The organism is Paenibacillus sp. OT2-17 (assembly GCF_009827695.1).
GTDB lineage: Bacteria > Bacillota > Bacilli > Paenibacillales > Paenibacillaceae > Paenibacillus > Paenibacillus polymyxa_B.
Window position 1 is genome coordinate 1 of the sequence record NZ_WUDQ01000033.1, and the last position, 22,209, is coordinate 22,209.

19 protein-coding genes are annotated in these 22,209 nt (G+C 46.7%); 17 read left to right on the forward strand and 2 right to left on the reverse strand.

Annotated elements, in window-relative coordinates; all coding sequences use genetic code 11:
- The 8 genes from GRP75_RS08380 to GRP75_RS08415 all read left to right on the forward strand — a co-directional run.
- Positions 1-831 (forward strand): ATP-binding protein (locus tag GRP75_RS08380; RefSeq protein WP_237448963.1); only part of this gene is annotated, 831 nt, incomplete at its 5' end.
- 160 nt (positions 832-991) lie between these two features.
- The gene (locus GRP75_RS08385) at positions 992-1,381 is read left to right on the forward strand and encodes a GntR family transcriptional regulator (RefSeq protein ID WP_160789076.1); all 390 of its coding nucleotides are present in this window, start codon (positions 992-994) and stop codon (positions 1,379-1,381) included.
- A complete protein-coding gene (locus GRP75_RS08390; protein WP_160789077.1) occupies positions 1,374-2,276 on the forward strand; it encodes an ABC transporter ATP-binding protein in 903 nt (300 codons plus the stop codon). Before GRP75_RS08385 ends, GRP75_RS08390 begins: the two co-directional genes overlap by 8 nt.
- A complete protein-coding gene (locus tag GRP75_RS08395) occupies positions 2,251-4,347 on the forward strand; it encodes a DUF6449 domain-containing protein (RefSeq protein ID WP_160789078.1) in 2,097 nt (698 codons plus the stop codon). The genes GRP75_RS08390 and GRP75_RS08395 overlap by 26 nt, the downstream gene beginning before the upstream one ends.
- 194 nt (positions 4,348-4,541) lie before the next feature.
- On the forward strand, positions 4,542-5,996 hold the full coding sequence (locus GRP75_RS08400; RefSeq protein ID WP_160789079.1) for a PstS family phosphate ABC transporter substrate-binding protein: 1,455 nt from the start codon (positions 4,542-4,544) through the stop codon (positions 5,994-5,996).
- Between the two features lie 145 nt (positions 5,997-6,141).
- Positions 6,142-7,371, forward strand: a complete 1,230-nt coding sequence (locus GRP75_RS08405; RefSeq protein WP_160789080.1) for a WD40/YVTN/BNR-like repeat-containing protein — start codon at positions 6,142-6,144, stop codon at positions 7,369-7,371.
- Between the two features lie 12 nt (positions 7,372-7,383).
- Complete coding sequence (locus GRP75_RS08410) at positions 7,384-8,247, forward strand: aldo/keto reductase (protein WP_160789081.1); 864 nt, start codon at positions 7,384-7,386, stop codon at positions 8,245-8,247.
- 14 nt (positions 8,248-8,261) lie between these two features.
- Positions 8,262-8,798 (forward strand): mismatch-specific DNA-glycosylase, encoded by a 537-nt coding sequence (locus GRP75_RS08415; RefSeq protein ID WP_028543200.1) that lies wholly within the window; start codon positions 8,262-8,264, stop codon positions 8,796-8,798.
- A gap of 91 nt (positions 8,799-8,889) precedes the next feature.
- Here GRP75_RS08415 and ald read toward each other — a convergent pair whose 3' ends face one another.
- On the reverse strand, positions 8,890-10,020 hold the full coding sequence (gene ald, locus GRP75_RS08420; RefSeq protein WP_023987303.1) for an alanine dehydrogenase: 1,131 nt from the start codon (positions 10,018-10,020) through the stop codon (positions 8,890-8,892).
- Positions 10,021-10,264: 244 nt separating this feature from the next.
- Here ald and GRP75_RS08425 point away from each other — a divergent pair, with 244 nt between their 5' ends.
- The 8 genes from GRP75_RS08425 to GRP75_RS08460 all read left to right on the forward strand — a co-directional run bounded on the left by GRP75_RS08425 (position 10,265) and on the right by GRP75_RS08460 (position 21,436).
- Positions 10,265-11,929 carry a PucR family transcriptional regulator gene (locus tag GRP75_RS08425; RefSeq protein WP_160789082.1) on the forward strand — a complete coding sequence of 555 codons (1,665 nt, stop codon included), beginning with the start codon at positions 10,265-10,267 and terminating at the stop codon, positions 11,927-11,929.
- A gap of 101 nt (positions 11,930-12,030) precedes the next feature.
- Entirely contained in the window at positions 12,031-13,554 is a 1,524-nt protein-coding gene (locus GRP75_RS08430) for a copper amine oxidase N-terminal domain-containing protein (protein ID WP_160789083.1), read from the forward strand.
- Positions 13,555-13,743: 189 nt separating this feature from the next.
- Complete coding sequence (locus tag GRP75_RS08435) at positions 13,744-15,039, forward strand: galactokinase (RefSeq protein ID WP_160789084.1); 1,296 nt, start codon at positions 13,744-13,746, stop codon at positions 15,037-15,039.
- A gap of 131 nt (positions 15,040-15,170) precedes the next feature.
- On the forward strand, positions 15,171-16,088 hold the full coding sequence (locus GRP75_RS08440; RefSeq protein ID WP_160789085.1) for a PD-(D/E)XK nuclease family protein: 918 nt from the start codon (positions 15,171-15,173) through the stop codon (positions 16,086-16,088).
- 176 nt (positions 16,089-16,264) lie between these two features.
- Positions 16,265-17,530, forward strand: a complete 1,266-nt coding sequence (locus GRP75_RS08445; RefSeq protein WP_160789086.1) for a beta-propeller fold lactonase family protein — start codon at positions 16,265-16,267, stop codon at positions 17,528-17,530.
- 231 nt (positions 17,531-17,761) lie between these two features.
- Positions 17,762-18,421: an SGNH/GDSL hydrolase family protein gene (locus GRP75_RS08450; protein ID WP_237448964.1), complete on the forward strand. Its 660-nt coding sequence runs from the start codon at positions 17,762-17,764 to the stop codon at positions 18,419-18,421.
- Positions 18,422-18,561: 140 nt separating this feature from the next.
- Positions 18,562-19,902 (forward strand): hemolysin family protein, encoded by a 1,341-nt coding sequence (locus GRP75_RS08455; protein ID WP_023987308.1) that lies wholly within the window; start codon positions 18,562-18,564, stop codon positions 19,900-19,902.
- Positions 19,903-20,164: 262 nt separating this feature from the next.
- The gene (locus GRP75_RS08460; RefSeq protein ID WP_061831071.1) at positions 20,165-21,436 is read left to right on the forward strand and encodes a methyl-accepting chemotaxis protein; all 1,272 of its coding nucleotides are present in this window, start codon (positions 20,165-20,167) and stop codon (positions 21,434-21,436) included.
- A 93-nt stretch (positions 21,437-21,529) separates the two neighbouring features.
- On the opposite strand, the gene GRP75_RS08465 is transcribed toward GRP75_RS08460, so the two are convergent.
- Positions 21,530-21,742: a hypothetical protein gene (locus tag GRP75_RS08465; protein WP_013309048.1), complete on the reverse strand. Its 213-nt coding sequence runs from the start codon at positions 21,740-21,742 to the stop codon at positions 21,530-21,532.
- 140 nt (positions 21,743-21,882) lie between these two features.
- Here GRP75_RS08465 and GRP75_RS08470 point away from each other — a divergent pair.
- On the forward strand, positions 21,883-22,209 hold a 327-nt coding region (locus GRP75_RS08470; RefSeq protein WP_160789088.1), incomplete at its 3' end, for a TMEM164 family acyltransferase.

The window sequence follows — 22,209 nt, forward strand, 5'->3', positions numbered from 1 at the left end:
GTGATGGTTTTTGTAGACAGGACGAATGAAAAGGAGATCATTCGGGCCAAGGAGTCTGCCGAGCGCGCCGATCGAGCCAAGTCAGAGTTTCTCTCTGTGATGAGCCATGAGCTCCGTACACCGATGAACGGCATTATAGGTATGGCAGGGTTACTGGCAGATACTGAATTGGATGAGGAGCAGCGTAGCTACATAGACATTATTACCAGCAGCAGCGGTGCTTTAATGCAGATATTGAACGAGATACTGGATTTGAGCAAAATCGAAGCTGGCAAAATGTCTTTGCTGCACGAGTCCTTTGTGCTAGATGATGTGGTGGGCAGTGTGGCTGACCTATTCATGACGCAGGCTATGGAAAAAGGCATTGAGCTGGAATGGCATGTGGATCAGGAAATGCCGGGGATGCTGGTCGGTGATCATGTGCGTATTCGACAGGTGCTGGTGAATTTGGTGAGCAATGCGATCAAATTTACGGAGCGAGGGCGTGTAAATATCTTTGTGGAGAGAAAGGCTTACAGCCGTCGTAAAAATAGATGCCTGATTGAGTTCAGTGTAACGGATACTGGAATCGGTATCCCAGCAGACCGCCAGCATCTATTGTTTCAGCCTTTTTCCCAGCTTCATCCGGCACTGAACCGAAAATATGGAGGGACGGGACTAGGATTGTCCATCTGTAAAAACTTGGTTAAGCTGATGGGGGGTTCCATTGGTGTGGATAGCGATGAGGCCAGAGGAGCGACGTTCCGGTTCCAGCTGGATCTTAAGCTACCGGAAGGTTCAACGCTTGCGAATATAAGTCGTGATGAACCTTATGAGTCAAAGGAAGGCTAAAAAGAGATAGCCGTGATGCATGATGCATCACGGCTATTTTTGTAAGGAATACCCAAAGAGAAGATTGACAAACTGTTCTAACTGTACTATTAATGATAGTACAGTTAGAACAGTTGAGCATACAAACGAATCAGAGTAAGTTTTTGAAAGGAGGAAGTCCATGTTCGAGCTGGATATCCGCAGCCGCAAGCCGATCTACGAACAGCTTATGGACAGGGTAAAGGAAATGATTGTGTACGGATCACTTCAGCCGGATGAGCAATTGCCTTCCGTACGGACATTGTCCGCTCAGCTAACGGTGAATCCGAATACGATTCAGAAGGCGTATCGAGAGTTGGAACGAGAAGGATACATCTATTCCGTCCAAGGCAAGGGCAGCTTTGTCACCCCTGCCGAGCATCAGCCGCAGCAAATAAAGCGGGATGAGATTCGGGCAGCGCTGTTGAAGCAGATGATCGAAGCCGTCCATTTCGGTTTTACAGAGCAGGAAGTGGACGACATATACGTGGAAGCTATACAAACAAAGGAAAGGGGGATGTCCCTTGATTGAATTAAGGGAAGTCACAAAGACATTTACAGAAGAAAAGGCTGTCGATCAGCTCGCCCTTACGGTGAAGAAGGGCTCTATTTTTGGGCTGCTAGGCTCGAACGGGGCAGGGAAAACGACACTGCTTAAAATCATCGCCGGGATTTACCGACCGGATACTGGCAAGGTGCTAATCGGTGGACAGCCGGTGTATGAGCAGCCTGAAGTCAAGCAGCACATTCTGTTTTTGCCGGATACCCCTTATTTTTTTCCGCAAGCGACAATTCGTCAGATGGCTCGGTTTTACCGCTCCATTTATCCAAGTTGGAGTGAGGAACGCTACACACAGCTTACGGATATTTTCAAGCTGGACCCAAAGCGCAAACTTCACCGTTTTTCCAAAGGGATGAAGCGCCAAGCCGCTTTTTTGCTTGCCTTGAGCTGCATGCCTGAGCTGCTGGTTTTAGATGAACCCATTGATGGTCTGGACCCCGTGATGCGTAGAATGATCAAAAATCTCTTGTTCCAAGAAACCGCTGCACGTGAGATGACTGTCGTGATCTCGTCTCATAATTTGCGTGAGATTGAAGACATGTGTGATCACGTCGGCATTATGCACCAGGGTCGGATGCTGCTGGAAAAAGAGGTCGACGACCTCAAGTCTGATACGCATAAGGTACAGGTTGCCTTTCGTGACAGCACGCATGAGGAAGCCGTATGTGGACAACTTTCGGTTGTACATAAGGAGCGGAGGGGCAGTATTCTGCTGCTTATTATCCGGGGTGAACGAGAGCGGATTGCAGAGACGATTGAAGCGTATGAGCCGCATGTGTTCGATTTGCTGCCGTTGACGCTTGAAGAAATTTTCATTTATGAAATGGAGGACGCAGGTTATGACATCCAACCGATTCTTCTGTAGCGGCGGCGTAATTCGCCAAAGCCTGAGACAGCATGGCTGGATCGGTCTATTGTACTTGGTAGGATTATTGTTTACGGTGCCGTTACCATTATTTATGAGCATTGGTGATGAACAGCCGCGAACGGTTTTAAGAGGCTTGTTCGATAGTACAAACTCAGGTAATGAATTGCAAAAATTGATTTTATTAGTTGTACCGGTGCTGGCGGGTGTGATGCTGCTTCGTTTTATTCAACGACAGGGTTCATCGGATTTATACCATAGCCTACCTTTGCGTAGAGAGCATCTATTAACGGCACATTTTATTAGCGGTCTTATACTTTTACTTGTACCTGTATGGCTGACTGCGGGAGTAACTGTTTTGGTAAACATGTCGGCCGAACTGCCTTATATTTTTCATATCAATGATATCGGATCATGGGCTTTGGTCGTCTCAGTCATTACAATTTTCCTCTTTACCTTTACCGTGTTTGTAGGCATTTGTGTGGGACAATCGCTACTACAGACCGTAGTAGTATATATTTTGCTGTTATTACCTTATTACCTGTCAACCATGATTAGTCGTCTTCTGGAGCGTAACTTGTATGGTTATGTGCAGGTGCGAGAAACCATTGTTCAATATATGAATGGTGGGGAGTTTCGCAGTAGTAATAATATTTGGGAAAGCTTGTCGCCGCTTGTACGCATTATGGACTACTTGCCGCGTAACGCCTTTTCTTACATGGAGCTACTTGCCTATATGGGTCTCTCCCTACTGTTTGTCGCTTTGAGTTATGGATTGTATCGTAAACGGTTGGTCGAGAAGGCGACTCAGGCAATGGCGTTTACTTTCTTTCAACCCTTTTTCAAGGCAGGGGTCATACTGTGCTCCATGCTTGTATTAGGCGATTATTTTCATGCTACAGGTAGCAGAGGAGAAAACTGGTCCTTTTTTGGATATGTACTTGGAGCTATTTTAGGTTATGTCATTGTTGAGATGGTCATCCGCAAAACCTGGCAAATTGCACGTGTTCGTGCTTTGGTGGAACTGGTCGTTTACGGTGTGATCATGGGGTTGGTCATATACATCCCGATTTCAGGTTGGTTAGGCTATGAGGGACGGATTCCAACGGCACACTCGGTAGAAAAAGTTTATGTGGGGCAAGAGGTACCTCTAGGGGGAGATGCAGAAAAAGAAGCGTATTTTTCCCAAGACAGGGCCTATATTGCTTCTGTGCTGAATTTACATCGTGAACTCGTACGTGCACATGCAGCTGGCGAGAAGTCGTTGTCCAAAAACCTAGCCGTCGAAATGGCAGTCATAGTCTACCATCTGGATGATGGTTCCATCATAACTCGGCGCTATACATTCCCTGAGAAACCTTTCCGGACAGAACTGACTAAAGTGATGGAAGCAGAGCCTTATAAAACGGTAAGATACAAGCTGGATAAGCTGCAAGGGAAAGCAGAAACGATCAATATCCAATCAGTAGATGATAATGAACGACGAGTGGTTTTGACCGATCCGAAAGAAATTCATGAATTTGAAGCTGTACTCAAAGAAGAAGTTTTAAATATGAGTTATAGCGAAATACAATCAGATCGATATCCCTTGGGGAGTGTTTCCATTACAAACAAAGAGTCATCCCTTACCAAGGACGAGCCGAAATGGAATCGTGAACTTTCATTTAATTGGCCAGCTTCTTTTCACAAGCTTACAGGTTGGCTGGGGCAAAAGGGGTATGCGGATAAGGTCATCATTCATTCCAAGGATATTATGTCTATACGGGCTGTTCCTATTATTTCTCAGGAGATGGAGCCTTATCAGCCTAATCAGTATATTGAAGACTATAAACTATTTAAAAGCATTCAACAGAAGCACAAAGCAACAACTATTGAAGATTCGAAGCTTTGGAGCACTGTACTGGAAAAGCGCAGACCTTATAACCTTACTCCAAATATAGAGAAAGGCACTTATATGTTTCAAGTTAAGGTTAAGCCTTTATACAGTTCAGATGCCCACACAGGCTATTACTTGTTAACTCCAAAAGATATGACACCGGAGCTTGCAAAGGCTTTACCGACAGTTCCTTAAAATCCGATACCAAAAAGGCCTTTCCCGTGGGGGGAGGCCTTTTTGCCATATGTAGCTTGAGTGCCTCCTCGTTCGGATGATCGGATAAGGACATTTTTATCCTCCTCTCGTATACTAATCTTTACCATAATTGTACAATGAAGAAGCAATGGCTTACAGATTCATTTTCATTTATTAGATATAGGGGGATGTACATGTCTGAACCAAAGGAAGTTATAAGCAAGCCGGAAAAGGACGAGTCTGTGCGGATAGCATGGTTTTGGCCATGGCTGGGCGGTACGTTTATGTTTGGATTGTTTTCAGTCATGTTTAATGTATTTTGGAGTATGGTTGTGGCACCCCAAGTGCAGCTTCTGCTGAGGCATGAGGGTGTGACGGACACAGCTGTGATTGTAATCATGCTGCTATATGCATGGATTATCGGTCTCATCTTTGCAGCTTATGGTGCCTTGAGTGCGCGTATGTCCAGCATGGGCAAGCTTTCGCTGATGCTGACCGGGCTATTATCATTATTATGTGGACTGTGGTTGTGGATTGTAGGAATACAAGGGTCTGGTGGCCAACCTGCTGAAGTGTCGAGAGGGGCGTGGGAGCTCTTTTCACTCTATCACGCTTGGGCGGAGCCTGTGTTGGAGGTATTGGGGCCATATACACAGCATGGTGAAATCTGGTTTCTACTGGCAGCACTGCTGCCGATAGCTGGCATGGTAGTAGGAGTTGGGGTGAATCGCTATCCAGCGCTAACCGACAAGAATGGTAAGGTGGATCATAGATGGCAATGGATTGTTGCCGCGATATCTGCTGCGCTCGTCATTGTGCTGACGATTACACTGATGCTTCCTCAACGCCCGTACATTGCAGAGAGGGATTTTCCAGTAGTTGACGGGGCTACGGCGGCCATTCCGTTTGCGCAGGATATGCTGCATGAACTGACTGGAATGAGCAAGGCGCGAGCAGCGCACGAACTGAGATTCAACACGACCCATCAGGCATATGTCAATTTGATCGAAAAGAAGGCGGATTTGATTCTGGTGGCCGGTCCTTCCGATGAGGAACTGCGTCTGGCAAAAAGCCGGGGAATTCAAATGAAGCTCACACCCATTGGGTGGGATGCGTTTATTTTTCTCGTACATCAAGACAATCCGGTTGACGGACTTTCTTCGGAGCAGGTACGCCGCATATATGAAGGGGCTATCCATAATTGGAATGAAGTAGGGGGCAAGGATCAGCCGATCATTGCTTATCAGCGAGAAGAAAATTCAGGCAGTCAGACATACATGCAAAAGAAAGTGATGGCAGGCCATGAGATGGCTGACCCGCCACGTGAACTACAAATTGGCATTATGGGTGGTATGATTAATGCAGTCGCAGATTTTAACAAGGATCACAACGCGCTCGGATATTCATTTTATTATTTTGCAAATGTGATGCATAATCGTCAAGAGGTCAAATTTTTGTCTATTGATGGAGTAGAGCCGAACAAAGAACACATTCGCTCGAAGCAATATCCATTCACAGCTCAACTGTTCGTGGTCACACGGGAAGGCGAGAAACCAAGCGCTTCGATGCAACGATTACTCGAATGGCTGCAAAGCGAAGCAGGAACCCGGGCCATCGAAAAGGGTGGCTTTGTTCCTGTAAACTCGTAATCCTGAAACGATGGTTCGCAAACAGTCACCCGTATATTCACCTTAAGAGTGAAACGAAGACAGCAGGGTAATACATAGAATATGCTTTGCTGTGAATACAATACCCGCACAGCTGTATATCACCAACATAAGGGGATGAACGAAAATGAAGAAAAAAACATCGGTATGGGTGCTTTTGCTCGCCGTAGCCATAGTGACAGCGGGGTGTGAAACAGGCTCGCAAACAGGACAAACGGCTCAAAAGGAGCAAAAGGGTGCCGCCTCGGCACAAGCGAATGGTTCGGGAACGACTGTAGATGCACCGAAAACAGGAGGACAAGCAACCACAGACTCTACTATAGCGAAGGTCCGCATGGACAATATTACCGCGCTGCGTTTGATCGACGGTCAATCCGGCTGGATCGGCGGAAATGGCTGGATTGCCCGAACGGACGCGGCTGCATCCGATTCAGTCGGATCGACGTGGAATGTGCAATATCAGGGCCAAGGTACGGTTCAGCAGATTTTTGCCTTGAACGGACAGCAGGCCTGGGCTGTTATGGCAGACAGCGGATCGCTGCTGGCCACTCGCGATGGCGGCAAACGCTGGGAGGTTGTGGGGACTGTACCTGAGCAAGGGCAAGCGGGCTTTTTACACTTTGTATCGTCCAAGGAAGGGTTCAGTGGCAGCCAATATACGAAGGATGGCGGGCATAGCTGGTCTTCGCTCCCCATGCCTGGCCACATGGTAGGACAGCCATATTACCATGATCGGCAAAACGGCTGGGCGGTTACGCAGGACACAGACCGTTCGTTTCAGATTTTACACACTGTTAACGGGGGCCAAAAGTGGACTACTGTCATGTCACGCACAACGGAGGCGCCTCTAAATGGAGCCATTATTCGTTCGGTAGAACGTGGCAACGCATGGATCGAGCTGGTTGGAGATACGGGGATGAATCAGACGTCGTATTCGCTTTGGCATACTGCCGATAGTGGACAAAGCTGGCGTGCTGTGCTGGCGAATGCCACCGCTGGCGGCGGTCCGGCACCAGGTATTAGCCAGCAAGAGAACCAGGTTGCCAAAAATGAAGGGACGGCACCAGGTATGCTCTATCCGGTTAATAGCAGTACCGCATGGATGGGTGGCTACTGCGCACCGTGCGACAAGCCTAATACGATCGGCTGGACGACTGACGGCGGCAAGACGTGGAACAATGGCAAGCAAGGCTTTGACGGTTATGGCGGTCAGCAAATCGGGATGGCAAATGCCAAGGAAGGCTGGGCTATTTTCTCAGATTCAGAGCAGGCCCCAGTTATGTATACCACCTCGGATGGTGGACAGCATTGGACGCAGAGCCATGTATTTGACAAGCCTGTGGCATCAGGATCCTAAGGAGGGATGAATATGAGCCAACATAAGAAAAGTGTGATTAGATGGACTGACGGTCGTGAAGTACCACTAATCGGGCAGGGCACGTGGCATATGGGGGAAAAAGCGTCACTCCGGCAGGAAGAGGTGCGCGCGCTTCAACTTGGCTTGGAGCTGGGTATGACGCTGGTGGACACGGCTGAAATGTATGCTGAGGGCGGCGCAGAAGAGATCGTCGGAGAGGCCATCCGGGGTCGCCGGGACGATGTCTATCTTGTTAGCAAGGCTTACCCTCATCATGCGGACCGCCAAGGACTGGCTCAAGCGTGTGAAGCGAGCCTATCCCGAATGGGAACGGAGTACGTGGACATGTATTTGTTGCATTGGCGTGGGAATATTCCGCTGGAAGAGACGATACAAGGTATGGAAAAACTGCGTGAGCAGGGCAAAATTCGTAGCTGGGGAGTGTCCAATCTGGACAAGTCCGACATGGAGGAGCTATGGAGCCTGAGTAGAAGCGAAGCCTGCGCTGTTAACCAAGTGCTGTATCACGCAGCTTCGCGTGGCATCGAATATGATCTGCTACCTTGGAGCCGTACGCATGGGGTGCCTGTGATGGCCTATTGCCCGATTGCCCAAGGTGGCCGCCTGCGACGGGGTCTGTTGGAGCATCCTGTTATGGTAGACATTGCTGCCAGCCACGGGGTAACTCCATCCCAAGTTGCGCTTGCGTGGGTCATACGGGACGGTGATGTCTGGGCAATTCCGAAGGCGGTGCAGGAATCGCATGTACGACAAAATGCAGCGGCAGCCAGTATTCGGCTCACTCCTGAACAACTTCAACAAATAGACAAAGCTTTTCCTCCGCCAACGCGGAAGCAGCCGCTGGATATTGTTTGAGAAAGGAGGAGCCCATGACAGAGCGAGAGACAGAACTGCATGAGGTAGATGATCATCTGGATTATGGATTATCCGTTGTATTCATCGGCTTTAATCCCAGCTTGAAATCAGGCGAGGTAGGACATCATTATGCGAATCCGCGGAACCGCTTTTGGCGCATACTGGAGGGAGCAGGCTTGACACCTCGCTTGTACGATCCATCGGAAGATCGGGAGCTGCTGAAGCTGGGCTTCGGCTTTACGAACATTGTTTCCCGTCCTACGAGGGGAGTAGAGGACATTGCACGCGAGGAATACGCCGAAGGACGTCTGAAGCTATACGAGAAGCTAAAGGAATACCGCCCGAGGGTTGCTTGCTTTGTCGGCAAAGGCGTGTACACCGAATACAGTAAAAAATCCAAAGTAGATTGGGGATTTCAGCCTGAACCGCTAATTCCCGAGATGCATGAATTTGTGGCACCTTCGTCTAGCGGACTGGTGCGCATGTCGCTGGAAGAAATCACAGATATTTATCGCCATCTTCAAACGTTCCTTTCGTCAGAAATCGTCTGAAATGCAGTAAGTATGGTGAATACAGCTAGCACAAAAAGAACCACACGCTCCAGTCCCTGCTGGGAAGAGCGTGTGGTTCTTTGAGCTGTTTCTATTGTAAGGCTTTCGCCTGCCATGCCTGTTCCACGGGAACATAAGGATATCCCAGATCACGTGCGACCGCTTCGTAGGTAATATGTCCGTTCAGGACGTTGGTGCCGCTAAGCAGCGGCTTGCTTCTGCGAAGCGCCTCCTGCACACCCAAATCTGCGAGCTGGAGAGCAAAGGGGAGCGTCGCGTTCGTCAGAGCGAGCGTCGAGGTTTGCGGTACCGCGCCCGGCATGTTTGCTACCGCATAGTGAATGACGCCATGCTTCACATAGGTAGGCTGGTCGTGTGTCGTGATGTGGTCAATCGTCTCGACTATGCCGCCTTGGTCGATGGCGACATCCACAATCACAGAGCCGGGCTGCATCGTCTGTACCATGGCTTCCGTTACGAGCCGCGGGGCTTTGGCACCAGTGATCAGGACAGCACCGATCAGCAAATCACTTTGCGCCACGGCTTCAGCAATGTTGGACGGGGTGGACACCAGCGTATGGAGCTGATTGCCAAAAATATCGTCCAGTTGGCGCAGTCTTTGCAGGCTCAGGTCGATCAGTGTCACATCTGCCCCGAGACCGATGGCGACCTTGGCAGCATTGGTGCCGACCACCCCTCCGCCAATAATGGTCACTTTACCGCGTTTTACCCCCGGCACACCTGCCAGCAGGATGCCTTTGCCACCCTTTGGTTTTTCCAGCAGTTGTGCTCCAATTTGTACAGCCATTCGTCCGGCAACCTCACTCATCGGGGTAAGCAGCGGGAGGCTGCCTTCAACATCTAGCGTCTCATAGGAAATGGCGGCTACGCCGTTGTCTGTTAAAGCGCGGGCCAGTGCTGGCTCGGCAGCCAAATGCAGATAGGTGAATAAAATCAATCCTGGTCGAAAATACCCGTATTCAGAGGGGAGCGGCTCTTTTACCTTGATAATCAGATCCGCCTGGGACCACACGTCCGCAGCTTGCTGCACAAGAGTCGCACCCGCAGTGGCATAATCTCCATCCGTAAAGCCGCTTTCAACACCTGCATGGCTTTCCACAAATACGTGATGTCCGTGTTGAATCATTTGAGCTGCACCTGCAGGCGTTAGAGCGACACGATTTTCGTTGTTTTTAATCTCTTTCGGAATCCCAATTTTCATTTCATTCACCTCTCCTAAAAATAATTGTTAAGAAAATTACACTATCATTTTTGTGCAGTTTGCCGATTAGTTACATGGACTCAAGCCGATAAATGCAATTCATGTTAGATTAGGTACAGTTTACAAGGGGGGAAGCTCCTTGACATCATACATTTTGTCGGATTATCTGACTTAAAGGCTCGACTTTTTGATGAATGTATGTCATATAAAATGACATAAAGACATATACATAAGGAGAATGCCGATGAACGGTAAAAAAACATTTACCATTGCGGATGTGCTGGAACGTCCCGTTTTCCGGCGGGCAAAACTGGCGGCGGGGGAACAGGGCGTAAATCGCCGTGTGGGTTGGGTACATGTACTAGAAATCACAAATGTTTCTCCGTTTGTGAGCCGTCATGACTTGATTTTGACGACCGGCCTGTGGCTCACCCGGAAGGGGGAAGAGCGTGCCGAGTATATGGAGCAACTGATCCGCTCGGAAGCCGCAGGATTGTGTGTGGAGCTGGGCACGAGCATTCATGAAATCTCCTCTGAAATTCTGGAGTTGGCGGAACGACATCACTTCCCGGTCATCGTATTTGAGCAGCCAGTGCGTTTTGTTGAAATTACACAAGATATTCATTCCCTACTTATTAACCGACATCATGAACTTCTAAAAGATCTGGAGCGATTTTCACGTCAGCTTCAGCAGGAAACCCTGCGCAGCACTGATATGGACGCCCTCTTGCGTGTGCTTCATGACTATGCAGCCCGGCAGGTCATCTACATGTCTTCCATTGAAACCAATCGATTCGTACCTTCCGTCCAGCCGGATCTAGCGGACCGTATTGCAGATTTTTATGCCAATGAAGTGGAATCTAGTATGACCGCCGATCGGGAGGGGCATCTGCTGTTTCACCTGAATGAATCCACCGCCGTCTTGTTCCAGCCCGTTGTATGCTTCGGTCAGGTGTTTTCCGCAGTAGGTTTGGTGCTGCATAGTGAAATGCCAACGGAAGAAATGTCGCTGTTACTCGATTACACTGCCAAGGCAGCCGCTACATTGGTGCTGAGAACACAGTTTCTTGAAGACCGATTGCTGCGTAATCAAAATGAATTGATTCAGGATGTACTGAGCGGACAGCTTCCCAGTGAAGAACAGGCCCAGACCCGGATGGGCCTGCGATTGTTATCGAAGGGACAGTATTTATTTTGGGCAGGGGTCATCGAGGTGGAACATCAGGACAAGGATGCCAGTCAGGTACGCAAGGAATCCATCAATCAGGATGTGCTAGTGCTGCTTCGTTCATTGTTGAAAAAAGAAGCGTTGCACAATCTGCTGATGATGAAGGGGAGTCAATGCTACATCCTTTGTGCCAAGGAGGAATTAACACTGCGTTCCGCAGCGCAAATGAAAAAAGTGCTTGCCCATACTGTTCAATATATTCAGAACTATGCCGCAGGACAGCTTGATAAGGTGCGCATTCATGCAGGCTTTGGTAAAGTAAGGCATCGCATGACGGGGACGGATCGCAGTTTTGAAGAGGCATATGAGGTCATTGAAGTGGCACGAAGCGTCCCAGTCATGAAGGATCGGTTGTTTTACGACAGCATCGGAATCTATCAGTTGTTGAAGGCGGTGCCCCGCATTCCTTTTCTACAAGAGTTCGTAGAGGACCATTTGGGCGGGCTGATTGCGCATGATCGAGAGCACCATATGCAGCTTCTGGATACACTGGATGCCTATTTTCAATCCCATGGCTCCAAGCGTGATACCGCCGGAATTTTGTACATTCACAGACAGACCCTTTATAATCGGCTGGATAAAATTAATGAAATCATAGAGGGAAATCTGGCAGACCCTGACAAACGTCGTTGCCTAGAGATGGCGCTACTGGCTTACCGAATGCTGCAGGCTGAAAATTGATCCTAAATAACTAGTTCTATTTTCCATTCTACTCATTTACAATGCGTGTTAACACTGAGATAATAGAAGAGATAACGGAAATATCTTGAAAGGGGATTAATATGAATATAAAAAAATGGATCGCCGTCCCTCTTATTCTGTTAATGGTAGCTTTGACAGGTTGCCAGGCAGTAGGTGGATTTGATGTAAGTAAAAATTTATTGGGAACACTTGATGTGAAGTCCCAGCAAACAACGGAGAAAATCTCTCTTAAATTGACTCCAAAAGAAGGAATCACGCAAGGAGATAAAGAAATCGTAGATTTGATTAATTCGATTTCTGTCACTGTGGATGAAGCCAAGGTACAATCGGAGGAACTTGCTTCTGCCAAAGGTACATTGCACATCGATAAGTATAATTTACCGTTTGAACTTGCTTTAGACCGCCAAGGTTTGGCTATTCAACTGGAAGGTGCCAAAAAACCTTATTACATATCTTTGAACTCGCAAGAGAGTTTGAGCGGTCTGCCTGCTGGATTTGATCCATATGTATATTCCAAAGACGTGAGAGAACTGACGAAAACAGCCGCTGCACTTATGCTCAAGCATGCGCCTAACCCTTCGACCATTTCTGCAACGTCTGTAACCGAGGAAGTATACGGTGAAAAAGACAAAGTGAAACTGACCCATCTGCATGCTGAACTTCGTGGTGATGAGCTGGTAACATTGGTAAAACCGTTCCTGGCGAATCTGGCGAAGGACGAAGCAGGCTTGAAAGAGCTGATCGGGCAAGCCATTGATATGACTAAAACGATTGCTTCCGGCATGAATATTGAAGGTAGTGATAAAGTAACAACGGAACTGAGTGCTAACAAAGAAAAAATGGTCAATGAGGCTTATACCGAAGTTAAAAAGTATTTGGATCTGGCCGTTGATCAGTATGATGTAGGCGTTAGCACCATGTATGCACAGTCCCCTGAAATCAAAACGGTTCTGAGTGCTAACACGGTTCTGAAAAGCGACATGTATTTTGATGAAAAAGGAAATGTTCGCAAAGCGGCGACAGACCTGACGGTTGCTTTGCCAGATGTGGACGGTCTTCCAGTGAAGTCCTTCACAATTCTGACCGAAACTCAATCTTGGAACGTCAATGGTAGTGTGACGGCTGATAAAGTGGATATTTCTAACGGTGTTATTGACTTGAATAAACAAGCTGAATTAACTCCGGGAGCGACGCTGCGCAATTTTGAAGCGAATTCTCCGATCTACAACATTTTAAAAAATGATTTGGAAATTACAAAAGTAGAAACAACTTTCGATCCTAAAGACGATTACTACGTCTTGGAGAATCGTGGTGGTACTGCCTTTATTCCATTGCGTGAACTGACGAGCGAACTGAACTCCGAGTTAAAATGGGATGCAGCTGCTAAACAAACTACCGTAATTGATGATATTACAGGTAAGACGATTAAGCTGAAAAGTGGCTCCAAACAGGCTGTATTGGAAGGAAGCACATTGACGCTGCCACAAGCTCCATATACGGATGAATATGGCACATTGTATGTTCCTTTCAAATCAGTTGCCGAGGCGCTTGGCGCCACAGTAACTCGTAACAATGATGGGGAATATGTACTGAAACGCGACTAAAAAAGATATTCAAGGAACCGGCCCAATTAGGGCTGGTTCTTTTTTAGTTAAATTGGTAAAATGCTCAGTAAAGCGATTAAAATAAGCGCTTACAAATTTTAAAAGTGCCATACTTTTATACAGGGAAAATTGAGATAATTATAGTATCATTCCAGCATAGGAAAACACATACAATTAGGGGGATATACGATGAATGATATGGAACTATTGAATTCCAGAGAGGGACAAATGGTGCTTGCCCGAATGTACGGTCAACAGCAAATCTCTGAGCAAACGACTCGATATGAATCACTTATACAGGCGTATCGGGAGCATTTTGGTGTAGGGGATATTGAACTGTTTAGTGCTCCGGGACGTTGCGAAATTGGTGGAAATCATACAGACCACAATCACGGGAAGGTGCTGGCAGGCAGTATAACACTCGATACCATCGCTGCAGCTTCTAAAGTGGAGGAGTCTGTAATTACATTCTTTTCTGATGGCTATAAGACGAAGTACGTCATCGATTTAACCGACTTGTCGCCAAAACCGGAGGATGACAGTACGATGCTGCTGGTTCGTGGTATTGCCGCTGGTCTACTTGAATTCGGATACCGTATCGGGGGATTCCAAGCTTATATATCAAGTAATGTATTCTCTGCTTCAGGTTTAAGCTCTTCCGCTTCTTTTGAAATGTTGATATGCACGATATTAAATCATTTTTATAACGAGGGAGCGTTAGATGCAGTTGCTAAATCCAAAATTGGTCAGTATGCGGAAAATAGCTATTGGAACAAGCCGTCGGGGCTGCTTGATCAGATGACTTGCGCATATGGCGGCTTGATTTCCATTGACTTTGAAAATCCCAAGGAACCGATCATAAATCCTGTTCATTGGAATTTTGAACAAAACGGATATTCCCTCGTTATTGTAAATACAGGCGGAAATCATGCTGATTTAACGGACGATTACGCGGCGGTGCCCAACGAAATGTTTGCAGTGGCTCAATCTTTAGACGCTTCGGTTTGCCGTGACTTATTGCCAGAGGATCTATATGCCAACCTTAAAATGGTCAGGGAAAAAGCAGGAGACCGTGCAGTACTGCGGGCGTTGCATTTTTTTGAAGAAAATAGGCGTGTGGATGAACAGGTGAAATCACTGGAGGAGGGGCGCTTTACTGATTTCCTGAGGCTCATTACCGAATCTGGTAATTCCTCATGGAAATGGCTCCAAAACGTATATAGAAGTGGGGTTGCGCGGGAACAAGACGTATCGGTTGCACTGGCTTTAACGGAAATGTATTTACAATCAATAGATAACAGCGCATGCAGGGTACATGGGGGTGGCTTCGCTGGTGTCATCTTGACGATTCTTCCGAATGATCATGTGGATGATTATAAGGAGTGGATCAGCGGAATGCTGGGAACTCCGGTACTTGTTGTCAACGTCCGTGAGGACGGTGCCGTTAATGTTAGTGATTTGATAAATGTTGAACGGACTCATTGAGAGTTTACAAACTAGTCAGTCAGTAGAAGACTTTAACCCATGGGTTAAAGTCTTTGTCCTTTTTATCGCCGATACAGCTTAGGTTTGCGTTATAATAAAGAGATGATAGTTTTAATGAAGGAGGGCCTGTCATGGCTATATACCCGTCCTGGTCCTATTCGCAATCGAGGGCTCAAACGTTCGATGAATGCTTACGCAAATACTATTATCATTATTACGGCTCGCATAATGGCTGGAATTCGGCACAGGGCACTGAAGAGCAAGTTACGTTGTATCGGCTCAAGCAACTGAGCAACTTATATATTTTATTCGGGAATATCACGCATCAAATGTGTGAATCAGTCATACGTGGATGGATGGAAAAAGGGGCTATCCCGCGTACAGCATACCTCGAGACAGCTATGAAGAACATGTTGAATGACAGCTACAAGGAATCGCTACACCGTGAGCTATGGCTACAAGATCCGAAAAATCGCGTCATGCTGGCGGAGGTTTATTACGACGACGAGGTGCTTTCGGAACGGATCGCCCTTATTAAGGAGCGACAGCACGCGGTGATACACAATTTATACCGTACTGCGGTTTGGCATGAACTGCAACAGGGAAAGGCCCGAATTGTAGAAGTGGAGAAGTGGGATACGATGCTCCTTCATGAGACGAAAGTGTATGTCAAAATGGATTTGCTCTACCGTAGAGACAATGGAGACATGGTCATCGTGGATTGGAAAACAGGCAAGGAAGGCGATTTTTCCGACCAACTTTTTTTGTATGCTTCCTATGTGCAGGAGCACTATCAGCTTCCTTTGGAGAAGATCGAGGTACGTGTGGAGTATCTGATGACAGGAGAGCATGAGGTATATCGTCCCGAGCAAGAGGATATCGACAAAGTGGTTGGTAATGTCGGACGATACATCGAGGAAATGAAGTCCTGTCTCGATGACGATTACTATAACCGCCCCAAGCCCGAGTCTTTCTTCACTCCGATGCCTTCACGCAGAGCGTGCGGAGGCTGTAATTTTCGTGAGGTGTGTAAGTACCGAGCGGTGTGAGGGGGATAGAGTAAAAGAAAGACACTCCTTTTAATTAAAAGGGGTGTCTTTCTTTTACTCTATTGAGTTGAATGTCCAATTTATATTAAAAATCCTGCATATATTACAAATAGAATTAGTAGTCTTTTAAGACTGGAATTTAACTGTAATATCTGAATATAGGAGGTTTCATTTAAATGGCCATTCTGTCAACTGGACCTATTAATAATAGTGCTGTCAGTGGTATAAGACCCACTCAAGAGGTGACGATCAAAATCGAAAACCAGGATTCTGTCAATTTTTCGACTCTAATGATAGAAGGCTATATATTAAACGGATCGAGAACGTCATATGTACTTGAGTCTTTCTCAGTCGCTCCGAATCAAGTCATTACTAAAAATTATTTTGCAAATTTTGATGCATATTCATTCGTTTTTACAACGGGAGGTGTTGCCGCAAGTCAGACTGAAATTTCCGTTTGGGGAAAAAATGCAGCTGGAGAGTTGGTTACGGCTCATCGGCTTGTATCGTCTGAGCTGTTAGGGGCTGGGGCAGAGTCCGGCCCCCTATCAATCAATCGCATTTTTGTAGCCAATTTTGATAGTAATGATGTTTCTGTGATTGATGGATCGACCAATGAGGTGATCGTGTCCATTCCTGTTGGCGTTAATCCCGCGGGAGTAGGAGTTAATCCATTAACCAACCGAATCTATGTAGGAAATTTGAACAGTGATGACGTTTCCGTAATTGATGGATTAACCGATACGGTGATTGCTACCGTTCCTACTGGAGATGGAGCAAGCTCAATTGGAGTCAATACTGCAACCAATGCTATATATGTAGCAAATTTTAATGATAGCACAGTTTCCGTAATTAACGGTTTGACCAATACAGTGATTGCTACGATTATTCCTGTCGGAGGTCTGTCTCTTCCAACGGGGATAGGTGTCAATTCATTAACCAATCGTATTTATGTAGCAAATTTTAATTTTGATGTCGTTACGGTCATTGATGGAGCAGCAAATACCGTGATTACCCAGATTCCAGTTGGGGTGAATCCATTTAGAATAGGTGTCAATTCACAAACTAATCGTATTTATGTGTCAAATTTCACGGGTAACAGCGTTTCTGTAATTGATGGAGTAACGAATACGGTGATTGCTACCGTACCAGTTGGGACGACTCCAGGTGAAGTGGGGATTAATCTTTCTACAAATGCTATATATGTAGCAAATCGCGATACGGATAATGTTTCCATAATTAGTGGGTTGACGAATACAGTGCTTGCTACGATCCCGGTTGGGAATAATCCGAATGGAGTAGGTGTCAATCCAATAACTAATCGTATCTATGTAACAAATCAGGATGATAACAACGTTTCCGTAATTGATGGAGTCACCCAAACTACGATTACTACCATTCCGGTGGGAGCTCGTCCATTCGCAGTAGGAGTAAATCCTTGAATTGGAGAGGGGTCTTGGGAAGAACTCAACCTAGGAGCGGAGGAAGGAGCATTAGTGATAGCCCGCGTGACGACGGGCTTTTTACTTGCGACTACAGATGCAAGGTGAACAGAAATGTATATCATAATGCAAATCTGTAATTCCTCTATATTTTGAAACCGCTTTCTAATTTAGATGATACGAGGTATGATAAGGGTATTATTGGAAAATGCGAAGGAGGAAGTTAGGAAGATGACGAGTATAGAACACGCACGTATTCTTTTTCAGGGAGATTCTATAACAGACGGAGGAAGGGGACGAAATGAGGACGCGAACCATTGGCTGGGTCAGAGCTATGTGTATCTGATCGCAGGTGCGTTGGGGAGCCGTTTGACTACCACGCAGCCAGAGTTTGTGAACCGGGGAATTTCGGGGGATCGAGTTTCGGATTTGTATGCACGCTGGAATGAGGACATGTTTAGCCTGAAGCCGGACCTACTCAGTATTCTAATCGGAGTGAACGATGCCTGGCGGATCGTGGAGCAGGAGCCGTCCGGGGTGACGGACCGATTTGAACGAGCCTATCGCCACCTTCTGGAAGAAACGCGTGAAGTGATGCCTGATCTGGGACTCGTGCTGTGCGAGCCGTTTATTTTGAAAACGGGAGCTACCGAGGCGCGATGGGACATTTGGCAAGAAAAAATAACGGGATACCAGCGTATTGTACGTCAGCTTGCGGACGAATTTGGGGCCGTATTTGTGCCGCTCCAGAGCATGTTGAACGAAGCCGCTACCCAGGCGGACGCCTCCTATTGGCTGCATGACGGGGTTCATCCGACAGCGGTTGGGCATCAGTTGATAGCTGATCAATGGATAGATATTGTGCAAAAGAGTCCGCTGGCGATTCGCTAACAGGGGCATACATAGTCTACTCCTTGTCATTTTTGGGTAATACACGATTATGGACATCATTACTTATGTTATGGTTCCATCCAAAAATGAATGTCAAAGGGGGGCTTCTTGCTTCGTCATGAACGGAGCAAGAGAGGGCTATGGAAACGATAAATATCATTCTGGTTATATTGCTTATCGCATTAACTGCTTTTTTTGTGGCCTCGGAGTATTCCATCATTCGTGTGCGGGTATCTCGCATCAATCAATTGGCCTCTGAAGGCAACAAAAATGCGAAAGCCGTTAAAAACATTTTGTCTCGGCTGGACGAGTATTTATCTGCTTGTCAGCTCGGAACCACATTAACCTCAATGGCGCTAGGCTGGCTAGGGGAATCTACTGTTGAACATCTGCTACACCCCCTGTTTGTGTTGGCTCATATTCCGGCAGGCTTGACGGGAGTGCTCTCCTTTTTGCTGGCTTTTTTGATCTTGACCTACTTCGAGGTGGTCATTGGGGAACTGGTACCGAAAACATTCGCCATACAGATTGCTGAACCAATGGCCTTGTTTTTTGCCCGTCCGATCACGATATTCTATAAAATGACCTATCCCCTGAATTGGGTGCTCAGTCGTTCATCGCGTGTCATTACGGGTCTCTTCGGGCTCAAAAGGGTATCTGAAGAAGATGCGGCACTCAGTGAAGCCGAGCTTCGCTTGGCGTTATCTGAAGGCTTTCGTAGTGGTGAAATTACACCGACAGAATATCGATATCTAAACAATGTATTTGATTTTGACGACCGTGCGGCGCAGGAAATTATGGTACCGCGCATCCACATCCGTTCCATCTCCCACCAGGCAACAGTGGCCGAGTTTATGGAGCTGATCGAGGACAAGGTTTATAATTTTCTACCTGTAGCTGAACATGGCGACCGGGATCGTATTATCGGGATGATTCGCGTCAAGGAAGCCCTGCATGATTTGGCACGTGGGCACAGCACAGGGAATACGACGATGGCTTCTTATATTCACCCGGTGCTTCAGGTTATCGAGACGGTTCAGGCTCGGGATCTGCTGATTCAGATGCAAAAACGACGCATTCCTGTAGCGGTGCTGGTGGATGAATATGGTGGAACGTCAGGACTTGTCACACTAGAGGATATTATGGAGGAGATTGTTGGAGACATTCCTTCCTATACCGACACCGAAACCCCCGCAGCGTTAACTCCACTCATTACAAAAACAGATGATCATCGTTACATACTCAAATCACAGGCGCTCATTCATGAGGTCAATCGACGCTTGGAGACGGATATTGAGGCCGGGGACGTATATACCATTGGGGGATGGATGCTTTCAGAGCGTTTTGATATCCAGCAAGGAGAGAAGCTGACCATCGGTTTATGGGAGTTTACCGTACTGGAAAAAAGCAGTCACCAAATAGACACAATTGAAGCGATTAAGAAAGCAGTCGTTGAACGGAAAAATGACAATGATTCTTAATAATGGAAAATGACTTTGTCGAGTAACAGCTCGCTTAAAATGTGACGAATGGCCTGTAAAGCTTGTAGCAGCGCGATTCGTCCATTTTAAGATGCAGGCTGTTACCTGGTAACATATTGTTTTTTTAATTAGGGTAGGGGACTTAAGACTCTGTATCTTTATGCTCATAAATATATCTGTCTGTGAAAAATTCTACTAGAAATGTAGCAATTTTATGGTAAAATGGAATCAAATTTGAGTTTTTTGGGGTGGGCTACAGTACATGAAGATGTCACTAGGTACGAAAATGGTTACTGCATTTGTCTCAATTTCTGCAATAACCTATGGAACAAGCGCTTTTTTTATTTTTGTACTCAAGGACTGGCTTGCTCAAGGTACACAAGAATGGGTGTATACTTCGATCATTCTGTTATTGGGTGTCCTGTGGAGTGGCATTTTGGGCTGGTTGATCTCAAAATTACTCACACGGCCAATTGTTAGGTTGGCAAAGGCGGCAGAGGAAGCTTCGGCGGGGAACTTGTCTGTTGTAATTCCTGAACGTCGTTCGGAGGATGAAATCAAAGTTCTGTATGATGCATTTCGGCATATGATGCTGAACATTAAAGATATGTTCAATGAGATCTCGTACAGCACCAGAACAACTTCGCAAAGTGCGGAAAATCTGAGCTTGGCTATTGTGCAGGCTACCACACAAATTGAGTCCATGTCTTCGGTGGTAGAAGATATTTTGAATGGCGTGGAGCAGCAAAAGCAAGCATCTGCCCAGTCTATTAAAACAGCAGACCGAATGCTGGGCGATTTTAAAATGATGCGTAGCAAATCGGGGCATATGCTGGAACTGTCAGGCCATATGGAGCATTCAGTAGATTCGACGCAGACCGTATTTTCATCCCTGATGGATGGAATGGGAGAGCTGACAGCATCACATGGTCGTTCGCAGCAGGTAATTGCCCGACTGGAAAAAGAAGCTTCCCAAATTGAAGCGATTACAAGCACCGTGAAGGATATTGCGGAACAGACCCATTTGCTGGCGTTAAATGCTTCCATAGAAGCGGCGCGTGCGGGAGAAGAAGGGAACGGGTTTGCTGTAGTGGCTCACCAAATTCGCGCACTTGCTGCCCAAAGTACGGAGTCTGTGCAGCAAATAAATGCCATCGTTAGCCGTGTCCAGTCACAAATCGTAGAGACAGTGCAGTTGATGCATCAGCAGACGTCATTGGTCAGTGCTGAGGCGGAACGGACAAGCTCTGTGGATCAGACGCTGAACCGTTTGAACGCTATTGTACGTGAATTTGTCGAGAGCATCCGTTTAATGGAAGAAGCCGTGACGGAGCAGACGAACCGGGTAGATCAAACCTTTGAGCAGATCCATCGTATTCAGCAAATGTCAGGGGCCTTCTCTGAAGGAGCTCACAAAATTTATAAGGCTGCTCATGAGGAGACAGCAATTATGCAGGAAATTTCGTCTTCTTCCGAGGATTTGAAAGTGCTTACGAATAAACTCATGATGAAAACACGGGGAATGCAACTATAACAGAAACCATCATGTGAGGCATGATATATACAAACAAAATATAGCCGCTATACACCGGAAAACGCAGCAAAATGGTTCCCCGGTGTGTAGTGGCTATTTTTTAATTTCAAAAAACTCACATTGTTTTCTGGGGTGGTAAGCCAGATCACTGACGCTGGATTGCACGACGATGGTTTGATCGTCGAAACGGATAATGATTCCGCCAGAGCCAATCAATTGGTCATCCTGAAATACTCGGACACGAAGATGACGTTCCAGTGCCTCATTGAAATCCTGATCTGTAATTAATCGGCGATTAATGGCCATGAGGGTTCTCCTTTGAATATAATATCTTTTATCATAAAGGTAAGATATTGAACAAGCAAGAAACACGGCTAGAACATCATCGGCTATTGGGTATAAAATAGAATGCAACGAAGAGAGAAAGAGATCAAAGGGGGCTAGCTATGGATAGGTCGTGGTCAGGGCCTTGGTTTGATGCCAACGCGCCAGAAGGGTTCGAGGCTTTTACTCCGTCACATGGGTTGGCTATATTGGGACTCATTGTATGCGCTTTGATGCTGTGGCTGACTCGGGGATGGATTCGATCGAACAAGCCTGTAAGCGAGGGAATTCGCCGGTTGTTAATTACAGTCCTCATTCTGTCAGAGCTGACTCTGAATATTTGGTATGTGATGCAGCGTATTTGGGATGTCCAGACCTCATTGCCATTAGAACTGTGCAGTGTGACACTGCTGCTGTCTATCCTGATGCTCATTTTTCGAAGCCGCTGG